Source organism: Pantoea sp. UBA5035 (assembly GCF_002415245.1).
GTDB classification, from domain to species: domain Bacteria; phylum Pseudomonadota; class Gammaproteobacteria; order Enterobacterales; family Enterobacteriaceae; genus Pantoea; species Pantoea septica.
The window spans coordinates 83,895-105,275 of sequence record NZ_DICD01000022.1 but is presented as its reverse complement, the minus strand read 5'-3'; the positions used below and the strand labels follow the sequence as shown (position 1 = coordinate 105,275).

Annotated in this window: 10 protein-coding genes and 2 pseudogenes; 9 read left to right on the top strand and 3 right to left on the bottom strand. The window is 63.9% G+C overall.

Going from position 1 to position 21,381, the window contains the following annotated elements; all coding sequences use genetic code 11:
• The 4 genes and pseudogenes from bcsB (B3229_RS15290) to B3229_RS15275 all read left to right on the top strand — a co-directional run.
• Window positions 1-2,377, top strand: a 2,377-nt coding sequence (gene bcsB / locus B3229_RS15290; protein WP_286872124.1) for a cellulose biosynthesis cyclic di-GMP-binding regulatory protein BcsB, incomplete at its 5' end; no start/stop codon positions are given.
• Window positions 2,378-2,382: 5 nt separating this feature from the next.
• A pseudogene (locus B3229_RS15285) lies at window positions 2,383-6,193 on the top strand (cellulose synthase subunit BcsC-related outer membrane protein).
• Window positions 6,193-6,636 carry a cellulose biosynthesis protein BcsD gene (gene bcsD / locus B3229_RS15280; RefSeq protein ID WP_286872122.1) on the top strand — a complete coding sequence of 148 codons (444 nt, stop codon included), beginning with the start codon at window positions 6,193-6,195 and terminating at the stop codon, window positions 6,634-6,636. The pseudogene B3229_RS15285 and the gene bcsD overlap by 1 nt, the downstream one beginning before the upstream one ends.
• Window positions 6,637-6,648: 12 nt before the next feature.
• Window positions 6,649-7,653 (top strand): glycosyl hydrolase family 8, encoded by a 1,005-nt coding sequence (locus tag B3229_RS15275; protein WP_286872120.1) that lies wholly within the window; start codon window positions 6,649-6,651, stop codon window positions 7,651-7,653.
• An 808-nt stretch (window positions 7,654-8,461) separates the two neighbouring features.
• Here B3229_RS15275 and bcsG read toward each other — a convergent pair.
• The 3 genes from bcsG to bcsE are packed head-to-tail and all read right to left on the bottom strand — an operon-like array spanning window position 8,462 to window position 11,855.
• Window positions 8,462-10,129, bottom strand: coding sequence for a cellulose biosynthesis protein BcsG (gene bcsG / locus B3229_RS15270; RefSeq protein WP_286872118.1), 1,668 nt, complete (start codon window positions 10,127-10,129; stop codon window positions 8,462-8,464).
• The gene (gene bcsF, locus B3229_RS15265) at window positions 10,129-10,317 is read right to left on the bottom strand and encodes a cellulose biosynthesis protein BcsF (protein ID WP_286872115.1); all 189 of its coding nucleotides are present in this window, start codon (window positions 10,315-10,317) and stop codon (window positions 10,129-10,131) included. Before bcsF ends, bcsG begins: the two co-directional genes overlap by 1 nt.
• On the bottom strand, window positions 10,317-11,855 hold the full coding sequence (gene bcsE / locus B3229_RS15260) for a cellulose biosynthesis protein BcsE (protein ID WP_286872112.1): 1,539 nt from the start codon (window positions 11,853-11,855) through the stop codon (window positions 10,317-10,319). The genes bcsF and bcsE overlap by 1 nt, the downstream gene beginning before the upstream one ends.
• 197 nt (window positions 11,856-12,052) lie before the next feature.
• Between bcsE and bcsR the strand changes: the two genes are divergently transcribed.
• From bcsR to bcsC, 5 genes and pseudogenes are all read left to right on the top strand, one after another.
• A complete protein-coding gene (gene bcsR / locus B3229_RS15255) occupies window positions 12,053-12,250 on the top strand; it encodes a cellulose biosynthesis protein BcsR (protein WP_286872109.1) in 198 nt (65 codons plus the stop codon).
• Window positions 12,250-12,983 (top strand): annotated as a pseudogene (bcsQ, locus tag B3229_RS15250) (cellulose biosynthesis protein BcsQ). Before bcsR ends, bcsQ begins: the two are co-directional and overlap by 1 nt.
• Entirely contained in the window at window positions 12,980-15,592 is a 2,613-nt protein-coding gene (gene bcsA, locus B3229_RS15245) for a UDP-forming cellulose synthase catalytic subunit (protein ID WP_048783757.1), read from the top strand. Before bcsQ ends, bcsA begins: the two are co-directional and overlap by 4 nt.
• A gap of 4 nt (window positions 15,593-15,596) precedes the next feature.
• On the top strand, window positions 15,597-17,888 hold the full coding sequence (gene bcsB / locus B3229_RS15240; protein WP_286872106.1) for a cellulose biosynthesis cyclic di-GMP-binding regulatory protein BcsB: 2,292 nt from the start codon (window positions 15,597-15,599) through the stop codon (window positions 17,886-17,888).
• Entirely contained in the window at window positions 17,881-21,351 is a 3,471-nt protein-coding gene (gene bcsC, locus B3229_RS15235; protein WP_286872105.1) for a cellulose synthase complex outer membrane protein BcsC, read from the top strand. Before bcsB (B3229_RS15240) ends, bcsC begins: the two co-directional genes overlap by 8 nt.
• Window positions 21,352-21,381: the final 30 nt, after the last annotated feature.

Here is a 21,381-nt window from a genome sequence, read left to right as displayed (position 1 = left end):
GGAACCGACCGCGCCCGCCGCGCCGGAGTCGGCCGCGCCCGCCGCGTCAGAGCCGACCGCGCCCGCCATACAGCAGGAGAGCGCGCTGGTGGATCTGCCGCCGCCGGCGGGACTGGAGCAGGCCGATCGGCAGCTCTCATCCGCCGCCGCCGCCGCGCCCTTTGTGCCGGGCCAGCCGGTAATCGCGCCCGCGCCAGCCGCGGCGCTGAATCAGCCGATCAGCAGCACCATTTCCGTCGCGCAGATGGGCCAGCAGCAGGGCATTATCCTGAGCGGCGGCCAGCTGCAGTCCGGCATCGTTTTTACCCTGCCGGGCGATGAGGTGATCACCAACGCGCACCTCAATTTGTCGCTGCGCGTCTCTCAGGCGCTGGCGGCGCGCAACACCTCGCTGCAGCTGATGCTCAACGGTCAGCCGCTTGGCACGCTGCCCCTCGGCGTCAGCGACAGCGACGTCAGCGACTATCAGCTGGAGATCCCTGCCGCGATGGTGGTCGCCAGCAATAACCTCAGTTTTAAAATCAACGATGCGGATAAGCTGCTGTGCGAGAAAGAGCGCGCGCAGAACTATCAGGTCACGATCCTGCCGAAGACGACGCTGAGCCTGGAAGGACAGCAGCTGAATATCGGCACGCGCCTGCGCAACTTCCCGCGTCCGTTTATCGATCCGCTGCGCATGACGCCCGCGTCGGTCGCCATGGGCTTCGCCAGCAACGTCGCGCCGGACGCGATTAGCGCCGCCGCGCTGGTGGCATCGTGGCTCGGCATTCAGAGCGACTATCGCACCATCCGCTTCCCGGTATCGCGCGGCGAGCTGCCCGAGCAAAATGGCATTCTGTTCGGTCATCCGGGCGATCGTATCGGCGCCCTGACCCTGCCGCAGGCGAGCGGCCCGCAGCTGACGCTGGTGGATAACCCCAATAATCCGGTCTATAAGCTGCTGCTGGTGACGGGCGAGGATGACGCCCAGCTGCGTCAGGCGGCGCTGCGCCTTACTACGCAGCCGCTGAACACCGACGCCAGCAGCCTCGCCGTTCAGCCGCAGCCTCTCGCCAGCCGCAAACCCTACGACGCGCCGCGCTGGATCAACACCAGCCGCCCGGTGCGTCTCAACGAGCTGCTGGACCCGAACCAGAGCCTGACGTCGACCGGCCTCTGGCACGACGCGCTGCGCGTTAACTTTCGCGCCGCGCCAGATCTCTTCCTGTGGGACGGCGATACCGTGCCGGTGAACCTGAACTATCGCTTTCCGTCGGAGAGCTGGATCGACGAGAAGAGCTCTTTCCTCAACGTGATGCTGAACGGTACCTTTCTGCGCAACCTGACGGTAAACAAAGTCGGCCTGCTCGAACAGGCGTGGCACCGTCTGGGCGGCGACGCGCGTCAGGAGCAGTATCAGCTGCATCTCGATCCCTGGCTGATCTACGGCGACAACCAGCTCTCGCTCTACTTCAATATCCGGCCGAAAGCGGACGCGCCCTGCGGCGTGCTGCTCAACAACAACATCAAAAGCCGCATTGAAGAGGAGTCGTGGATCGACCTGAGCCACACGCGCCACTTCACGCTGCTGCCGAATCTCTCCTACTTCGTCGGCGCTTCCTTTCCCTTTACGCGGCTGGCGGACTTCAGCCAGACCACGCTGCTGATGCCGGAGAAACCGAGCAATGCCGAAATCGCCACGCTGCTCCATCTGGCGGCGCGCGCGGGCAACGCCACCGGCGCGGCGCTGACGCAGAACCAGGTGATGTTCGGTCTGCCCAGCGGCGGCATTCACCTGGCGCGGCTGGCGAAGAGCGACGTGCTGGCGATCAGCACCACCGGCGACAGCGGCTTTAACCAGCAGATGCTGGCGCGTTCGCCGTTCGAGGCCAACGGCGCCACCTTCGGCGTAAAAACGCCCTCGACCCTGGACAACGTGCGCAGCTGGCTGACCGGCGACTGGTATCGCCAGCCGCTGGATGCCGATCGCTACTTCTCCTCGAACGAGGCGTGGCGCGGCTTTGTCAGCTACCGATCGCCCTGGAATCCCGATCGCACCGTGGTGATGACAGTGGCCACCAGCGACGAACAGCTGCTGCGCCTGCATGGCGATTTGAACTCGGCGCGCATTAACGCGGCGATCCGTGGCGATACCGCCATCATCACCGACGAGAACGGCATTCGCAGCTTCCGCGTCGGCCCGCAGTATCCGAGCGGCGAGATGCCCTGGTACATGATGGTGGTGTGGTACGCCAGCCAGCATTCGGTGCTGATGGCGCTGGCGGCGCTGATCCTTGCCGGGCTGGCAGGCGCGGCGATTTTCGCCATGCTGCAGCGTCATGCGCGGCGTCGACTGACCCCGCCCAACGCGCGCGACTCCGGTAAGAGGTCAGGATGAACATAATGAAAATAACGATAAGCACCGCTATCCGTCGCGCGCTGCTGCTGGGCGGCGCGCTTTCTCTCTCTCTGCCGCTGCTGGCGGCGGAAAGCGCCAATCCGGCGCTGCAGGCGCTGTTCGATCAGGCGACCTACTGGCATCAAAAAGCGCATGACGATTTAGCGAAGTCCGCGCTGCAAAAAGTGCTGATGGTGGAGCCGAACAACGCGCAGGCGCTCTATCTGCTGGCGCTCTACTCGCAGCAGGGCGGCGACGTCGAAGGCGCGGCGCGCTACCGCCAGCAGTTGAGCAGCGTCTCGCCGCAGGATGCGCGCCTGAGCGAGCTGGACAACGCGCGCCAGCTGCAAACTATCCCGCAGGCGCAGCTGGCGCTGGCGCGCCAGCAGGCGCGCAGCGGCAATATCGCCGCGTCGCTGCAGACGTGGCGCAACACTTTTAACGGCAACGAGCCGCCCGCCAGCGTGGCGGCGGAGTACTACCTGACGATGGCGGGCGATCGCACCCTGCTGCCGCAGGCGGTCGACGCGCTGCGCCAGTTCGCGGCGGCGCATCCGCAGGATGTCAGCGCCAGACTGGCGCTGGGCAAAGCCCTGACCTATCAGGACGCGACGCGCCGCGAGGGCGTGGATCTGCTCGGCACGCTGGCAGACGGCAGCGCGGAGGCCGATCGTTCGCTGCGCCAGGCGCTGCTGTGGCTCGGCCCGCAGCCGTCGGACGCCGCGCGCTATCAGAGCTGGCAGCAGCGCCATCCGCAGGACGCGGCGGTAATGGATTACTACCGTAAAAATGTCGGCGGCGCCGAGAAGGGCGCGGGCTTTAACGCGCTTAACAGCGGCGACGTCAGCGGCGCGCAAAACAGCTTTGAGAAAGTGCTGAGCGCCAGTCCGCAGGACGCCGACGCGCTGGCGGGCATGGGCTACGTCGCGCAGCGCGGCGGCCGCTACGGCGAAGCGGCGGACTACCTGCAACGCGCGGCCCAGCTTGGCGGCGAGCGCGGCGCCGAACGGCAGCAGCAGGCCAACGACGCGCGCTTCTATGCGCAGCTGGCGGCGGCGCAGCAGGCGCTGAAAAACGGCGACAGCGCGCAGGCGCTCTCGCTCAGCGCGCCGCTGACGCAGGCGGAAGGGGAAAAAGGCGTCGCCGCGCAGCTGTTCCGCGCCGACGTGTTGCGTCGCGGCAGCCAGTTCAGCGAGGCGGAGCGCGCCTATCGCGCCATCCTGCAAAACGATGCGGATAACCGCAGCGCGAAAGAGGGGCTGTTCTATGTTCTGCGCCAGCAAAACCGCAGCGCCGAGGCGAGTACGCTGCTGGCGTCACTGCCCGACAGCGTGCGCCAGAGCGTGGCGCCGCGAGCCGGCAATGGCGGCAGCGACCCGATTCGCCAGCAGGCGAAACGCGAGCTGAAGGCAGGAGACGCCAGCGCGGCGATCGCCACGCTGCAGCAGGGCATTCAGCGCTATCCCAGCGACGGCTGGCTGCGCCTGGACCTGGCGCGCCTCTATCGCGCGCAGGGCGACACGCCGCAGGCCGCAGGCGTGATGCAGTTTGCGATGCGCGATGGCGCGGGCGTCAGCGAGCGCTACGCCGCCGCCATCAACGCCAGCGAAAGCGGCGGCTGGCAGCAGGCCAGCGCGCTTTGGCGCGAATTCCCGCCAGCGCCCAGACGCGCGACATGCGCGAGCTGGCGCAGCGCGTCAACTTCAATCTGCAGATGGCGACCGCCGACAGCTATCTGGCGCAGGGCGCGAACGCCGCCGCTGTTAACACGCTAAAAGCGCTGGCGCAGACGCCGCCCGCTAACCCGGCTGATGCAGGCAGTCTGGCGCAAAAGCTCGCCAGAGCGGGCGACGTCGCGACCGCCGTCGCCATCGTGCGCGGCAACATGCAGCGCGGCGTGCAGGGCAATGCGGGCGACTACGCGGCGCAGGTCGCCGTGCTGAACCAGGCGGGGCTGGCCAGCGAAGCGCAGCGCTTCCTTGACGCGCCAGAGCTGCAGGCGCGCAGCACGCCGACGCAGCTGGCAGGCATCCGCAACGGCTACGTGATTAACGAGGTAGATCGCCTGCGCGAGCAGAAGCACTACGCCGCCGCCTATGACAAGCTGATTGGCGCCCTGCAGCACGACCCGCAGAATCGCGACCTGATGTTCGCCATGGCCCGTCTCTATCAGGACGGCAAGATGAACAAGGAAGCGGGCGTGGTCTATGACTACCTGTTGACCCAGGACACCGCGACCCAGGACGCGCGCGTCGGCGCGATTAACGTGGCGCTGGCGCAGAACAACCTGGCGCGCGCCAACGATCTGTCGCGCGGCCTGCAGGCGCAGCAAACGCCAGAGCGCTTGCTGCTGCTGGCGCGCGTCGCCGATGCCAACGGCGATCGCGCTCAGGCGATGGGCTATCTGCGCAGCGCGCGTGGCCAGCTGATTGGTTTGCAGAGCGTACAAAACGGCGAGACGCCGACCGTCGGCGGCCTGGCGCTGGCCGACAATCCGTTTATTAACCGCAGCACCTCGCCGGTGGGACGCTCGCCGTCCAGCTACGGCAGCGTACTGCCGTGGCAGAGCGCACCGGCTGGCGTGACCAGCAGCGCCGAAGGCGTCGTCCTGGCGAGCGGCGATAACCTGCCGCTACAGCAGGCGCGCACCCTGCATCAGATTGACAGCATGATGGAAGGGCTGCAGGAGAAAACCGGCACCTGGACGCAGGGTCAGGTGCAGGTGCGCGCGCGCGACGGCGAGTCGGGCCTCAGCAAGCTGACCGAGGCGAAAGCGCCGCTGACCTTCTCAACCGTGCCCTTCGGCGACGCGCGCTTCGATTTTATGATGACGCCGCTTTCGCTGATGGCGGGCAGCGCGGCGGGCGATGCATGGCGTCGCTTCGGCAGCAACGCGCTGGAGCAGGCGAAGGTGGTTGCCGCTGGCGGCGCGAAGGTCACTGACGTGCCGAGCGCCTCGACCGATTCGCAGCGAGCATCCGGCGTGGAGCTGAATCTGGCGCTGAAAGGCGACAGCTATAAAATCGACCTTGGCAGCACGCCGCTGGGCCAGGATCTCAGCACGCTGGTGGGCGGGGTGCAGTGGTCGCCGAAACTCACCGACTTCCTGACGCTAATCCTGCCGGAGAGCGCCGCGCGATGACAGACAGCCTGCTCTCTTATGTCGGCGTACAGGACAAAGCGAGCGGCAAACGCTGGGGCGGCGTCACTAAAAACGGCGGCAATGCGCTGCTGAGCTATGACAACGGCGATGCGGGCTTCTACGTCGGCGGCGGCGCCTACCGCTATATCGGCGAGAACGTGGCGAGCAACGACAGTCTTAACGCCACGGCGGGCGCTTACGTACGGCCTTTCCACAGCGAGGACCGCGAACTGAAGGTCGGTATGAGCCTGTCGTGGATGGATTTCTCGAAAAATCTCAGCTATTTCAGCTACGGTCAGGGCGGCTACTTCAGCCCGCAGAACTATACGGCGGTGTCGTTTCCCATCGATTTCACGCGCAGGTTTGATGACCTGAGCGTGAAGGTCGGCGGCTCGGTCGGCTATCAGTCTTACAGCCAGGATCGCAGCGCATACTTCCCGAACGATCCCTCTATGCAGGCGCAGCTGGAATCCTATGCGGCGAGCGGCGCGGTAAAGAGCGCTTACTATAGCGGCGACAGCAAAAACGGCATCGGCTACAACCTGCACGCCGGCGCGGATTACAAAGTGAATAAAGCGGTCACGGTCGGCGGCCAGCTGGGCTACGACACCTTCGGCGACTACAGCGAAAGCACGGCGCAGCTCTACTTCCGCTATCTGTTTGGAGACAACTAATGAGTGAGCATACGGGTGCGGCAAGCCATACGCATCAGCCCGGCTGGTTCGATCTGGTCAGCGTGATGATGGAGGGCATGCTCGCCAATGCGGGCAAAGAAGAGGCGGAGGCGTTTCTCTACGACATGGGCGATTCGCTGGCGGCGCGCTATCCTTTGCCTGACGCGCGCACCGTGCAGGATCTGGAGCGCGAAATGAATTTGCAGCTGGCTCGCTTTAACTGGGGCTTTGTTCAGCTGCAGCCGCAGGACGCGGCGATTTTACTGAAACACCATGCGCTGCCTGCGGGCGACGGCGCGCTGGATGCGGAAAGCTGGCAGTCGGCGCTGGCCGCCGTGCTGGCGGGGCTTTACGGCGGCTGGCTGCGCGCGCAGGGCGGCGGCGCGGCGGTTGCGGTGGCGCTGGAGCTTAACGACGGCAATACGCTGCACTATCGGTACTAACGGAGCGACAAGATGACAAAGCCAGCCTGGCTCAGATGGGTGATTTTTTTCATGGTGATGATGGTAAGCGCGCAGGCGTCGGCCGATGGCTGGAGCACTTTCAAGAGCCGCTTTTCAACGCCGGAAGGGCGTATTGTCGATAACGCCAACAATAACGTCAGCCATACCGAAGGGCAGGGCTACGGCATGCTGCTGGCGGTGGCGAACGACGATCGCGCGACCTTCGATAAGCTGTGGGGCTGGACGCGCCAGCATCTGCTGAATACGCAAAACGATCTCTTCTACTGGCGCTATACGCCGGATGCCGCTGAACCGGTGGCAGACAAGAACAACGCCTCCGACGGCGACGTGCTGATCGCCTGGGCGCTGCAGCGCGCGGCCGATAAGTGGTCGTCGCAGGCCTATCAGCAGGCGTCGGATCGCATTCAGCGCGCCATCGTAAAGCACAATGTGGTGACCTACGCGGGACGTACGGTGATGCTGCCGGGCGCGCAGGGGTTCAACAAGACCAGCTATGTCGTGCTGAACCCCTCCTATTTTATTTTCGAGGCCTGGCGCGAATTTGCCGAACATAGCCATCTCAAGGTGTGGAACGCCCTGATTGACGACGGCATGGATTTGCTGGGCGAGATGCATTTCGGCAAAATGGGCCTTCCGCTTGACTGGGTGGCGCTGAACGCGGACGGCTCGGTAGCGCCTGCGGTGGGCTACTCGAACCGTTTTAGCTACGACGCGGTGCGCGTGCCGCTCTATATCTGGTGGTACGATCCGCAGAGCCTGCGTCTGGTGCCGTTCCAGAACGTCTGGCAGCGCTACGGTCGCCTGACGACGCCCGCCTGGTTTGATGTGCTCGGCAACAGCAACGCGCCCTATAATCTTGACGGCGGCCTGCTGGCGATCCGCGATCTGACGCTGAACGAGACCGGCTATATCAGCGACCGGCTTGCGCCGGACCAGAATTATTTTTCCGCCAGTTTGCAGTTGCTGGTGTGGCTGGCGCTTCAGGAGAAGCGTTGACGGGTGAGGTTCGCTGCGGCGAACGGGCGCTTTTTGTCCGCTGCGCGGACGGGCGAGGTGCCTGCTGCGCAGGCGGTCTTGAGCGGGTTTCGTTCGCCTGACAGCGGTGCGGGTTTCGTTTGCCTGGCGGCGGTGCAGGTTTCGTTCGCCTGACAGCGAGGGAGTTTCATTTCGCCCGCTGCGGGCGACCGAGCAGGGCCGGTGGGCGCCGGCCCTGCACCCGCGCCCCGGGCCAGCTCACCCGCCCGCTGCGCGGGTCCCTTCGCTCTCTCAGGATTTCTGACGGACCGGCTGGATTCGCCATCCTTGGCTCATGCCAGCCTCTTCGCGGCATCCCTGCCGCTCGTCCTGAAATCCTTCCTCCGCTCAGCGGCTGCGATGGCCCCCACAACCCCCGCTGCGAGTTCTGATTCTTAAATGCGCATCTTTGTCGCTGAAAGCATGAGTCATGCGCTCAGACGACGCCGTCGTTAATGAAAAATCAGGAATCACAGGCGGGGCAGTGTCAGAGGCATCCGACACGCTGAGGCGCGCACGGCGGCCAGGACGAGCCGACAGGACGTCGGCGAGAGGGAGGGCCAGGCCAGGACGGCCTGTCCCGACGGGTCCGTGCGGCCGACGTAAGCAACGAAGGGACCGCGCGGAGCGCGGCGTGGAGGCTGCCGGAAGCCGGGATTGTTAAGGGGCTGGCGAGCCCCTTAACACGCACGCCAGCAGCGGAGCGGCTGAAACTCCCTGCCGTCTGGCGGGCGGAACCCGCTCAGCGCCTGTTCGCGCGCTCAGCGCCCGCCTGCGCAGCAGGCAAAACCTACTGCGGATAAGCAACCCAGTCGCCGCCGTTCAGCCGGATCCACGGCTTGCCCTGATACATCATCACCACAGCATTGTCATTCTCCGACACCACCGGCGTCTGCGGCAGCTTGTCCGCCAGCACCGACATATTGACGTTTGGCGCGTTAAACACCTGCCCATCCACCACGCGAGAAACCAGCTCGGAAATCGCCAGCAGGCTGGTCGGCGCGTCGATGGCCAGCGGCTGACCCTGATGCGGCGCTTTCATGCCGACAAACTTAATGCCCACCGGCACATGCGTAATGCTCGGGCTGGGAATATCGCGCAGGCCCGACATCTGCATCTTGTCGCCCTGCAGCGCGGCGCCGTGCTCCGGCACCACCAGCACCATCACGCGTCGACCCGACTTCTCCAGATTAGTCAGGAACGCGTCAAGCTGATCGAACAGCAGCTGCGCGCGCGGCTTCCACGGCGCGGTTTTGGTGCTGCCGAGATCGCGCGTGCCATCATGCAGCGGGATCAGGTTATAGAACGTGGCGCTGCGCGCGTCGCTGCTCTTGCTGCGGTCATCCAGCCAGCGTTGCATCAGCTGCGCATCGTTAAATACCGGCGAGCCGTCGAACGAGGTCAGCTCTGGCGCAATGCCCGCCTGCGACATCAGCGGCGCCTGGATATTACCGTCGTCGCGCAGCTCTTTGAGATAGTTACCAAACACGCCGGTATGGTCCATCATCAGCTGCTCTTTAAAGCCCAGCTTCGCCAGATTATCAAACAGATAGCAGCGCGCGTCGGTCGGCTTATAGAGATCGCTGTGCGACGTCTGGCCGCAGCTGGCGCGCAGCAGACGAATTCCCGCCGGGCCGCTGTAGCCTGTGGCAGAGTTGTAGTTATTCAGCACGATATCGAAGTGGCGCCACAGCGGATGGCTGCGCAGCTGGGAGACGTCGATGTCCGACCAGGCGAGCGAGCAGATATTCACTACCAGAATATCGAACGGCTGCGAATCCGCAGGCAGGGTGTCGGGAAAATGGGTCACGCGCTTGCGTTCGCTGTCGTAAAAACGGTTCAGCCAGGCGGTCAGATTGGCGCTGGTGGGCGGCGCCGACTGATCGAGGCCGTCTGGCGCGTCGGCGGCCGGGCTCTGTCCGGCCGCTGGCGTCTGATTAAGCACCACTTCCGGCGTGGCGGCTTTGGTCGGCAGCAGCGACAGCGCGGGGCCGGCGATATTCAGCACGTTAAGCCAGATCAGCATCAGCGACACCAGCACCGTCACGCGGATCCACTGCGACACAAACAGATAGAGCACCAGCAGCGCAAAGGCGGCGCCGACCATCTGCCAGTTGATAAAGCGGTTAACCAGATCGAGCAGATAGGCGCCGGAGAAACCCGCTACCTGATCGCCCTGGCTGACAATGCTCTCCAGGCCCGGCAGCCAGGTGTCGTGCCAAAAGAGGCCGAAGCCGATGGGAATCGATATCCAGCTGCGCAGGCGGTGCAGGCGCGGCGAGGGCAGCGGGAACAGCAGCCAGGCCAGGAACACCAGATTGCTCAGGGCGTGAAAGTTGAGATAGCCGTACCACAGCAGGCCGAACTTGAGCAGAAAGTAGAAGTTCCAGCCGCCCAGCCCGCGCCAGTAAGACCATAAGCGGGAAGAGTGAGCGGAAGTCGGTTGATCGTTATTCATTAATGATTTGCATCCTTTTTCGAGGATTTACGCTGCCAGTGACCTTCAGACTTTAGCGCACGCGCAGGCAGCAGGCGATTCAGTATGCCGTTCCAGCGGCGCGGCAGCCATTGCCGATATAACGGCTTTAGAAACAGTAAGATGACTAACGCCAGCAGCGCAATTTGCACCCAGTCCATCAGGCTCATCAGCTTTTCATCTCCGGCAGTAAAGTAATCGGCTGGGGCGCGCTGCGTTCGCGCGTTTCCGCCGGTTCGTCAGCGCTCTGCGTCAGCTGGATCTGCGGCGTGATATCCTGCAGCGCATTCGGCGTCAGATTTTTTATGTTGTTGATTTCGGCGAGAATTTGATTGTCCTCAAACCAAACCATCCTGTTCGCGAAAAGCTCGTCGTGCGGTAGCGAAAAGATAAATTTCAGCGCTTTATCGAGATCGTTATAGCGGCAGGAAGAGAGAAACAGGATGACGCGATCGTCCAGCACCGTCACCAGATCGCCGAAGCGGCGCGGCTTGCACAGCGTCAGGATCTGCTGCGGTCTGAGCTGCGGCACCGGACGCAGCGCCACCAGCAGGCCTTTGTCGTTATCCGGCAGCAGGGTGTTGCCGATCAGCTGTCCCACCGCCTGACAGAAGGCGTCGAGGCGCAGATAGCCTTTCTCCTGCAGCGGCTGCAGCGCGGCGGTCAGCGCGTCCAGGTTAGCCGGCACGCGGCGGTTGAAAACCTGACCCTGCAGGCCTTCCAGCGTGGTCAAAAAGCGCGACATAGTGGCGCTGGCGGAAACGATGGCGCTGACGCCGCACGCCAGCAGCAGACGTTCGTCGCTGTAGCGCAGGCTGGTGCCCATTTCGCGCACCACGATTTTTAAGCCGTTGCCGCGCGCGCGGCGCAGGCTGTGCACCATTTTCGCCAGCTCGCCGATCAGGTCGCTGCGGCTCAGGCTGAAAATCACCGTCGCGGCGCTCGCCTGCTGGGCGCGCAAAAAGACCTGTTCATTATCATCAAACAGCTGCCACTGACGCGAAAGGGGCGGTGCGCCCTCCAGCACTATTTTATCGGCAAGATATTGTTGCTCGTCGTTTAAGCTGAGCGGTTCCTGCTTTTCATTTTCATTTACGGCGTAAAAGCGCTCGTCTTTGCAGTCAAGACGAATGGCGCGGTCGGCGAGCAACCGATCGCCGGCATACCACCAGTTAATTCGATATTGCCAGCTATCCTGTTGAAAGGCTAAATGCGCCAGGCCGTCTAGCTGGCGAAAATAACGCTGAAGATTATTACGCAGGTTAATTATCGTCGCGCCGGAGGTGACCATTAAAAGCGTCATCTGCTTTTTAATCAGCACCCGGCGCATGCGCTTTATCCACGAGGTTAACTCGGCGTCGTCCAGTTTATCCCACTGCGCCGCGCTGCTGTTAAAAATCACCAGCCCATTTTTACTGCCGAGCTTGCGGGAAAAGTCGCTCTCCAGACGCAGCAGGCTGCTTTTATTTTTAGGCAGAGAAAACAATGGGATACGGTCAGGTCCGCCTGCCGGGTCAGGCGTCAGCAGATCGCGCGGCTTTTCGTCTGCGCTGATAAGGGTGACGGATTGCTGCGCCAGGATCGCCTGACGAATAAAAGCGCGCGCATCTTCCTGACGCGCGCAGGTTACCCAATAACAGCCGGGCGTTTGCAATCCCGTTAATTCAGGCTGAACCTGCAACAGCCCCAGCGCAAAGGAATTTTTCATATTGAATTCGCGATTTGTTCAGTCCAGGCTAGCTTATTATAGACAGGGCAGGATGCAACCTGAGAAATTTAAAAATACGTTATGACAGACGGGTTCGCATTGATCTATCATCGCGCCGATTCAGGCAGCGTCGATTTAACGCCTGCGTGAATATAACCATCTTTTACCCGACGTTGTTTTATCCGTGGCGAAAAGTAATGAAAAATGAAAATGCTAATACTCTGGTCGCGTCCGACGGCCAACGTCAGGATGATATTAGCGCCTTGCGCGACGCTTTTTCTCTGCAGGCTTTTCGCTATATCGACATCGCTCGCGAAGAGCGGCTGGCGTACATTGTTGCGCGCTGGCCGCTGTTAGCCGAAACGTCGGCGGAACAGCCGGGAAGGTCGCGCTAATGCCGCTGATCGCGCTGCAAGGCGTACGCGGCGGTACAGGCGCCACCTCTATCGGCGCCGCGCTCGGCTGGGCGCTGACGGCGCTGGGCGAAAGCGTACTGCTGATTGACGGCTCGCCGTCGAGCCAGCTTGGCGCGCACTTTAACCTGCCCGCGCTGCCGGAAAAAGGCTGGATGCAGGCGCTGCTCGGCGGCGGCGCCTGGCAGAACGCTGCGCTGCGCTATCCCGATGGCCCTGATCTGCTGCCTCATGGCTCGCTTACTCATCAGAAAGATTTTACATTGCTGCGTCATGACGCCGCCCTCGCTGCGCCGCTGCTCGACGCGCTGGCGGATCTGCAGCGTCGCTATCGCTGGATAATTTTTGATCTGCCCGCGGATTCGTTGCCCTGGCATGAGGCTCTCTATCCGCGGCTCAACGGCGTAGTGCGCGTGCTGACGCCTGACGCCAACTGTCATCTTCGCCTCTACCAGCAGGCTTTTTTACGCCGCATACGCGCTTTCTGATCAATCAGTTCAACGCCAACAGCCGGCTGCAGCAGGATCTGCATCAGCTGTGGGTCGCGTCGCTGAATAACCTGATCCCGCTGCTTATCCATCGCGACGAAGCGCTGGCGGAAGCGCTGATGATGAAGCAGCCGGTAGGGGAGTATCGTCCCCATGCGCTGGTCAGCGAAGAGATCACTACGCTGGCGAACTGGCTGCTGCTCCATCTGAACGGAGAACAGCCGTGAATCCGCTGCGCTGGCTGCTGACTGCGCCGGTCTGGCAGGCGCTGCGTTCGCGCTACGTCACGGCGCGCGAGCGTGGCGCGTCCCGCTTCGCCAGCGGCCTGAATCTGTTCTGGTGCGCGCTGGGCTGGGCGCTGCTGCGTTTTGAGACGCCGGGCTGGCAGCGCATTATTCAGGATCGCCGCCGTCTCTATCCGCATATCTCGCCGGAGCGCCCGCGGCCGTTGGATATTTTGCGCTATCTGGTGCAGACGCTGTGGCTGGTGGTTATTCTGCCGCAGGACAGCAGCGGCCGCAGCGAGCGTCAGCGTTTTAAAGGCTTCCTGCCGCTGTTTCGCTGGCGGCAGCGCGGCTATCAGTGGCTCGATACGCTCTCCGCGCGCGTTCAGAATGGCAACGTCGACGCGCGTCTCGAACAGCGGCTGCAGCGGCTTTCGCCGCTGGCGCGTCGCCTCTGTTTTATCGGCGCGGCGCTGTTCGCCTCGCTGCTGGCGCTGCTCTGCATCAGTCAGCCGTTCGGGCTTATGACGCAGTTTATCTTCGTGGTGCTGCTCTGGAGCCTGGCGATGCTGGTGCGGCGCGTGCCGGGCCGCTTCCCGACCATGATGTTGATCGTGCTGTCGCTGACCGTCTCCTGCCGCTATCTGTGGTGGCGCTATACCTCGACGCTCAACTGGGACGATCCGCTTAGCCTGATATTCGGGCTGCTGCTGATCGTGGCGGAAACCTACGCCTGGGTGGTGCTGGTGCTGGGCTATTTTCAGACGCTGTGGCCGCTTAACCGTCAGCCGGTGTCGATGCCTGCCACGCTCGATCAGTGGCCGAGCGTCGATCTGCTGGTGCCGACCTACAACGAACCGCTCAGCGTGGTGAAGCCGACCATCTATGCGGCGATGGGCATCGACTGGCCGAAAGATCGGCTCAATATCTATCTGCTCGACGACGGCAGCCGCGAAGAGTTTCGCGAATTCGCCGCCAGCGTCGGCGTGAACTACGTAGTGCGTCCGACGCACGAGCACGCTAAGGCGGGCAATATCAACCATGCGCTGAAAACGCGCTGCCGCAGCGAATTTGTCTCGATTTTCGACTGCGACCACGTGCCGACGCGCGCTTTCTTGCAGATGACCATCGGCTGGTTTATCAAAGATCCGAAGCTGGCGATGCTGCAGACGCCGCACCACTTCTTCTCGCCCGATCCCTTTGAGCGCAACCTGGGCCGCTTCCGCCGTACGCCGAACGAAGGCTCGCTGTTTTACGGCCTGGTGCAGGACGGCAACGATACCTGGGACGCTACCTTCTTTTGCGGCTCCTGCGCCGTGCTGCGCCGCAGCGCGCTGGATGAGATCGGCGGTATCGCGGTGGAAACCGTGACCGAAGATGCGCACACCTCGCTGCGCCTCCATCGACGCGGCTACGCCTCCGCCTATATCCGCATTCCTCAGGCGGCGGGGCTGGCGACCGAGAGCCTGTCGGCGCACATCGGCCAGCGCATCCGCTGGGCGCGCGGCATGGTGCAGATTTTCCGTCTCGATAATCCCTTGTTTGGCAAGGGGCTGAAGTGGGTGCAGCGCCTCTGCTACGCCAACGCCATGCTGCACTTTCTCTCCGGCATTCCGCGTCTGATCTTCCTGCTGGCGCCGCTGGCGTTTCTGCTCTGCCACGCCTACATCATCTACGCGCCCGCGCTGGCCATCGCTATCTATGTGCTGCCGCATATGCTGCACACCAGCCTGACTAACTCGCGCATTCAGGGGCGCTGGCGTCACTCCTTCTGGAGCGAGGTGTATGAAACCGTGCTGGCCTGGTATATCGCCCGGCCGACCACCGTGGCCCTGTTCAACCCGCACAAAGGCAAATTCAACGTGACGGCGAAAGGCGGCCTGGTGGAAGAGCACCATCTCGACTGGGTGATCACCAAACCCTATATGTTCCTGGTGCTGCTCAACCTGGCGGGCGTGGCGATGGCGTTCTGGCGCATGAACTACGGGCCGGCCAACGAGGTGCTGACGGTCTGGGTGAGCCTGGTGTGGGTCATCTACAACATGGTGATCCTCGGCGGCGCGGTCGCGGTGTCCGTCGAGGCGCGGCAAATTCGCGAGGCGCACCGCGTAGAGATTGCTATGCCCGCCGCTATCGCGCGCGAAGATGGCCATATGCTGCCCTGTACGCTGCGCGACTACTCCGACGGCGGCGTCGGCGTCGAACTGCGCGAGTCGAATGCGCTGAAGGAAGATGAAAAAGTCTGGCTGCTGCTGCGCCGAGGCCAGCAGGAGTTCAGCTTTCCGTGCCGCGTGCAGCGCGTCTTCGGCCTGCGCGCCGGCATTCGTCTGCATCAGCTGACGACCCAGCAGCATATTGAATTTATCCAGTGCACCTTCGCCCGCGCCGATACCTGGGCGCTGTGGCAGGACGGTTTCCCGGAAGATAAACCGGTGCAGAGCCTCGCCGATATCATGATCCTCGGCTTTAAGGGTTATCTGCGCCTGGCGGAATATGGTCCGCCGCAGTTACGTCGGCTGTTTAACCTGCTTACCGCTGGGGTGAGCTGGCTGGCCTCGCTGTTGCCGCAGGGCATCGGACGGGCGCCCGCTTCAAAAAACGTATTGAGTTGATGATATGACGATGACGAGAGTGAACGGTTGGTTTACCGCCCTGCTGCTGGGCACCGCAACGCTAAGCTGCGCTGCCGCGCAGGACGCCGCGCCGGCGAATCCCGCCGATGCGGCGCCGGTTCAGGCCGCGCCGCAAGATCCCGGCGCGCCGCTGCGCGACAGCCGGCTCGACTTTACCAGTCTGGCGCCGCCGCCCGGCAGCATGACGCTGCGCGGCTCGCAGCCGAGCGGCCAGATTGAGTTCGGCGTGCGCAGCGACGAGGTGGTGACCCGTGCGCTGCTTAATCTCAGCTATCGTCCCTCGCCCGCGCTGCTGCCGACGCTGTCGCAGCTCAAGGTCTATCTCAACGACGAGCTGATCGGCCTGATTACCGTTACGCCGGAGCAGCTCGGCAAAGAGACCCAGACCCAGCTGGCGATCGATCCCCGCTTTATCAGCGACTTCAACCGCGTGCGCTTTGAGCTGGTGGGCCACTACACTAACGTGTGCGAGAACCCCGCCAACAGCACTATCTGGCTCGATATCGGCAAAGAGAGCGGCCTCGATTTAACGCTGCAAAAGCTGCCGCTGAAAAACGATCTGTCGCACTTTCCCGAGCCCTTCTTCGATGCGCGCGACAAGCGGCCGCTGACGCTGCCGGTGGTCTTCGCCGCACAGCCGGACGTGGCGCAGCAGCGCGCCGCTGCGATGCTCGCCTCCTGGTTCGGCAGCAAAGCCGCGTGGCGCGGCCAGAACTTCCCGGTGCTTTACAACAAGCTGCCGCAGCAGCAGCACGCCGTGGTGTTCGCTACCAACGACGCTCGTCCGGACTTTCTGAAAGATCTGCCGCCGGTGAACAAGCCCACGGTGGAAATCGTCAGCCAGCCCGACAATCCCTATGAAAAAATGCTGCTGATTCTGGGACGCAACGATGAGGATCTGCTGACGGCGGTGCAGGGCATCGCCCAGGGCGAACTGCTGCTGCGCGGCGATACCTCAACCATCGACAGCGTCAACCTGCAGGCGCCGCGTAAAGCTTACGACGCGCCGAACTGGGTGCGAACCGATCGACGCACCACTTTCGCCGAGCTGACGCAGTATGAGAATCAGCTGCAGTCCGACGGCATGCAGCCCAATCCCATCGGCCTGACGCTCAACCTGCCGCCCGATCTCTTCCTGGTGCGCGCGCGCGGCATCGATATGGATCTGAGCTATCGCTACACCGCGCCGTTCCAGGCGGACGGTTCGCGGCTGGCGGTCAACCTGAACAACCAGTTCATTCAGGACTATCCGCTGCCGCCGAAGAATACCGCCGGTCAACAGCTGCTGCATATTCCGCTGATTCAGGGATTGCAGGATAACAGCCGTCAGCTGACGATTCCGGCGCTGCGCCTCGGCGTGGTTAACCAGCTGCGTTTCGACTTCGACTACGCCAACACCATTATCAGCGGCGCGGCCGACGGACGCTGCGAAAACGTTACGCCGGTCAGCCATCACGTGGTGGTAGACGAGAGCTCCAGCGTCGATTTCTCCGGCTACCGTCACTATATCGAAATGCCTTCGCTGCGCGCGTTCGCAGGCGCGGGCTTCCCCTTCACGCGCTACGCCGATCTGGCGCAAACGCTGGTGCTGGTGCAGCCGAAGCCTGACGCGCAGCAGGTCGGCACGCTGCTGAACGCGCTGGGCAATATCGGCGCGCAGACCGGCTATCCGGCGCTGCGGGTGCAGTTCAGCGACGACTGGAGCAAAGCGAAGTCGCAGGATGCCGATCTGCTGATGATCGGCGACATCCCGAAAGATCTGCAGGATGACCGCCGGATCGCTGCGCTGGTCGACGCCGCGGGCAGCTGGATAAAAACGCCGACGCGCCAGGCGGCCATCGATGCCGGCAGCGTCAGCGAAGGCGATCGCGCGGCAGAGAGCACCACCGCCATTGGTTCGCGCAGCCCGCTGGCGACGGTAATCGGCTTCCAGTCGCCGTTCAACGATCAGCGCAGCGTGGTGGCGCTGCTGGCCGACGGCAGCCCACGCAGCTGGCAGCTACTGAACGATGCCCTGACCGACAGCGGCAAGCGCGCCGCAATCTTCGGCTCCGCCGCCATTATTCGCGAGTCGGGCGTCAACAGCCTGCGCGTCGGCGACAACTATTTCGTTGGCCATCTCCCCTGGTGGGAGCGCCTGTGGTCGATGCTGGCGACCCATCCGTTCTGGCTGGCGCTCTGCGCGGTGTTGGTCGTGGTGCTGTTTGCGCTGATGACCTGGCGCCTGATGCGCATCATTACGCGCCGCCGTCTGCTTGACGATGAAGATGAATAAATCGAGCGCGCTGCGGGCGAGCCTGTTGCTGAGCGGCGTGCTGGGCGCGCTGCCGGGCCTGGCCGCGCCTAGCGCCGGGCCGGAAGTTTCGCCGGTGGAGTGGCTGCTGTCGCAGGTCCGCACCGGCGAATCGACCAGTAAATACGATCTGGTGCAGCAGGCGCTCTACCGGCTGGAGAAGATCGATCCCGATAATCCGCAGGTGCTGGCGGCGCGTCTGCGCCTTGCATTGCATCAGGGCGACATTGCCGCCGCGCAGACGCTGCTGACGCAGCTGAAAAAGGTCGCGCCCGACTCGGCGGCGACGCGCGAGTCCGCCGTAGGCCTGGCGCTGATCTCCTCTGAGGGACGGCAGAAGCTGCAGGAGGCGCGCCTGCTTGCCACTTCCGGCCGCCTCGCGGAAGCGAAAAGCGCCTACGACGCGCTGTTCAACGGCGTCTTTCCCGATGCGAACATCGCGCTGGAGTACTGGCGGCTGCTGGCGCGTATACCGGGCCAGGACGGCGTGGCGTATCAGCAACTCCAGGCGCTGGAACAGCGCTATCCCGGCAATATCGGCGTTGAGCTGCAGCTCGCTCGCATGGCGTTCGATCGCCAGCAGCCAGCCCAGGCGGTCGAGCAGCTGAAGCAGCTGGCGAAAAGCAGCGCCGGACGCGACGCCGCGGCAGAGCTCTGGCTGCAGCAGATCAATAACCAGCCGGTGAGCGATAGCAGCGTGGCGCAGCTGAAAGCCTATCTGGAGGTGTTCACCGACGGCGACGCGCAGAAGCAGGGCCAGGAGACGCTGGCGAAGCAGCAGGCGCTGCTCGCCGATCCCGCCTACCGCGAGCGTATGCGCGGCCTGGCGCTGGTGGACGCGGGCGGCGGCGCCGAGGCTATCGCAGCGCTGAACGCCGCGCTCAAGGCGAACCCCAACGATGCCGACTTGATGGGCGCGATGGGCCAGGCGCAGGCGCGCGCCAATAACCGCGCCGCCGCCGTTCTCTGGCTGGAGCGCGCGATTCAGGCGGGTCAGCAGAGCACGCAGGTGGGCAAGTGGCAGTCGCTGCTGCAGACCAACCGCTACTGGCAGGCGATCGACGAAGGCGATAAGGCGCTGGCACAGCACGATCTCGACGGCGCGGAACGGCGCTATCGCGAGGCGCAGACGCTCGATAACAGCGACAGCTACGCCCTGATCGGCCTCGGAGATGTGGCGCTGGCGCGCAACAACGCGCCGAGCGCTGAGCAGCTCTGGCAGCGCGCGCTGCGGCTCGACGCCAGCAACACCACCGCGGTTCGCCGCCTGGCGGGACTTTATCAGACCCAGTCGCCTGCGCGCGCCATGGCCTTTATTAACGGTTTGCCCGCCGCGCAGCAGCGCGCGCTGGCCGACACGCTGCGAACTTTGCGCAGCGACAGCCTGCGCGCCGAAGCTGACGCGCTGGCGCAGCAGAGCCGCTGGCGCGAGGCGGCAGAGAAATATCGCCAGGCGCAGACGCTATCGCCGGACGACGTCTGGCTCAGCTATCGTCTGGCTGGCGCGCTGCGCAACGGCGGCGCGCCGCAGCAGGCGGACGCGGTTATAGCGACGCTGCAGCAGCAGCATCCGCAGGACGCGACCGCGCTCTACGCGTCGGCGCTCTATTTCTCCGGTAACGATAACGACGAGGCGGCGCTGGCGACCCTGCGCCGTCTGCCGGAGGCGCAGTGGAGCAGCAATATGCGCGAGCTGGCGGATCGCCTGACGCAGAATAAGCTGTTCGCGCGCGCTGAGGCGCTGCGCGCGGCAGGGCAGGAGAGCGACGCCATCGCGCTGCTGCGTCAGCAGCCCGCCTCCAGCCGCCGCGATTTGACGCTGGCCGACTGGGCGCTGGCGCGCGGCGACGCGCAGCAGGCGCTTGAGGCTTATCAGCAGGTGCTTGAGCGGAATGCCGATAACGGCGACGCGTCGCTCGGGCGTATCGAAGCGCTGGTGGCGCTGAAGCGCAACAGCGAGGCGCGCACGGCGCTGAAGGCGCTGCCGCCCGCGCAGGCGAGCCTGAACGGCGATCGCCGCGTGGCGCTGGCGTGGCAGGCGGTCGGCGACGTCACGCAGGCCGCCGCGCAGTTCACGGGCCTGAAGCAGCGCGCCGCGGCGCAGCCGCCTTCGCAGGACAAAGCGCTGGTGTTCCGCGATGCGGCGCGGCTGGAAAGCATGCAGCGGCAGCCTGACGCCGCGCTGGCCGATTATCAGCAGGCGATGGTCGCCAGCGGCATCGGCGACAGCAAGAACGTCAGCCGCTTGACGCGCAATAATCCGCAGGATGACTGGCTGAAGCGCAGCATCCGCAGCGACGCTGCCGATCTCTATCGCCAGCAGGACACCACGCTGATGCTGGAGCAGGATTATTCGCGCAACAAGGGCACCGCCGGCGTCTCCGATTTTACCGCCCATACCACCATGCTGCAGGCGGAGACGCCCCTTGCCGACGGGCGCGGCTTCTTCCGGCTCGATCGCGTTCAGCTCTCGGCGGGCACCTTCTCCACCACCAACGGCAGTTTTGACGAGACCTTCGGCAGCTGCGACGACGCCAACTCAGGCGGCTGTAGCCGCTACGCCAGCCAGCGCGACGAAGGCACCGCGCTGGGCGTCGGCTGGCGCAACGATGTCTGGTCGGCGGACCTCGGCACCACGCCGCTCGGCTTCGAGGTCACCAACTGGGTCGGCGGCGTCAGCTGGAAAACCGACGTTAAAGAGCTTGGCGTGACGCTCACCGCCTCGCGGCGCCCCATCTCCAGCTCGCTGCTCGCCTATGCGGGGGCACGCGATCCGGCGGCCAACGGCGGCAAAACCTGGGGCGGCGTGGTGGCGACCGGCGGCAGCGTCGGGCTGAGCTACGATCGCGGCGGCGCGCACGGCGTCTGGGCCGATATCAGCGCGCATCAGATCACCGGCGAGAACGTGGCGGACAACAGCCGCGAGCGGCTGATGGCGGGCTATTACTATAAGGTAATCAATAGCGATAATCGCCGCGCCACGGTGGGCCTCAACACCATGCTCTGGCATTATCAGAAGGATCTCAGCGACTACACCTTCGGCCAGGGCGGCTACTACAGTCCGCAGGAGTATCTCTCATTTTCCGTGCCCGTGACCTGGCGGCAGCGCACCGAGAACTGGTCGTTCAATCTGGGCGGTTCGGTCTCCTGGTCCCACTCGAAAACCGACGCGCAGCAGCGCTATCCGGTTAATCCCGGCTTTACCCTGGCGAGCAATCCGACCTCGGCGAGCAGCAGCGGAGGCGGCGTCGGCTATACTCTACAGGCCGTGGTCGAGCGCCGCGTGACGCCGCACTGGTTTATCGGCGCAGGCGTCGATATACAGCAGGCGAAGGATTATACGCCAAGCCACGGGCTGCTCTATGTGCGCTACTCCGCCGCCGGCTGGGACGGCGATCTCGATATGCCGCCGGAGCCGCTAATTCCTTACGCAGATTTCAAATAATCGCTGGCCGGCGCAAAACTCGGACTCTGG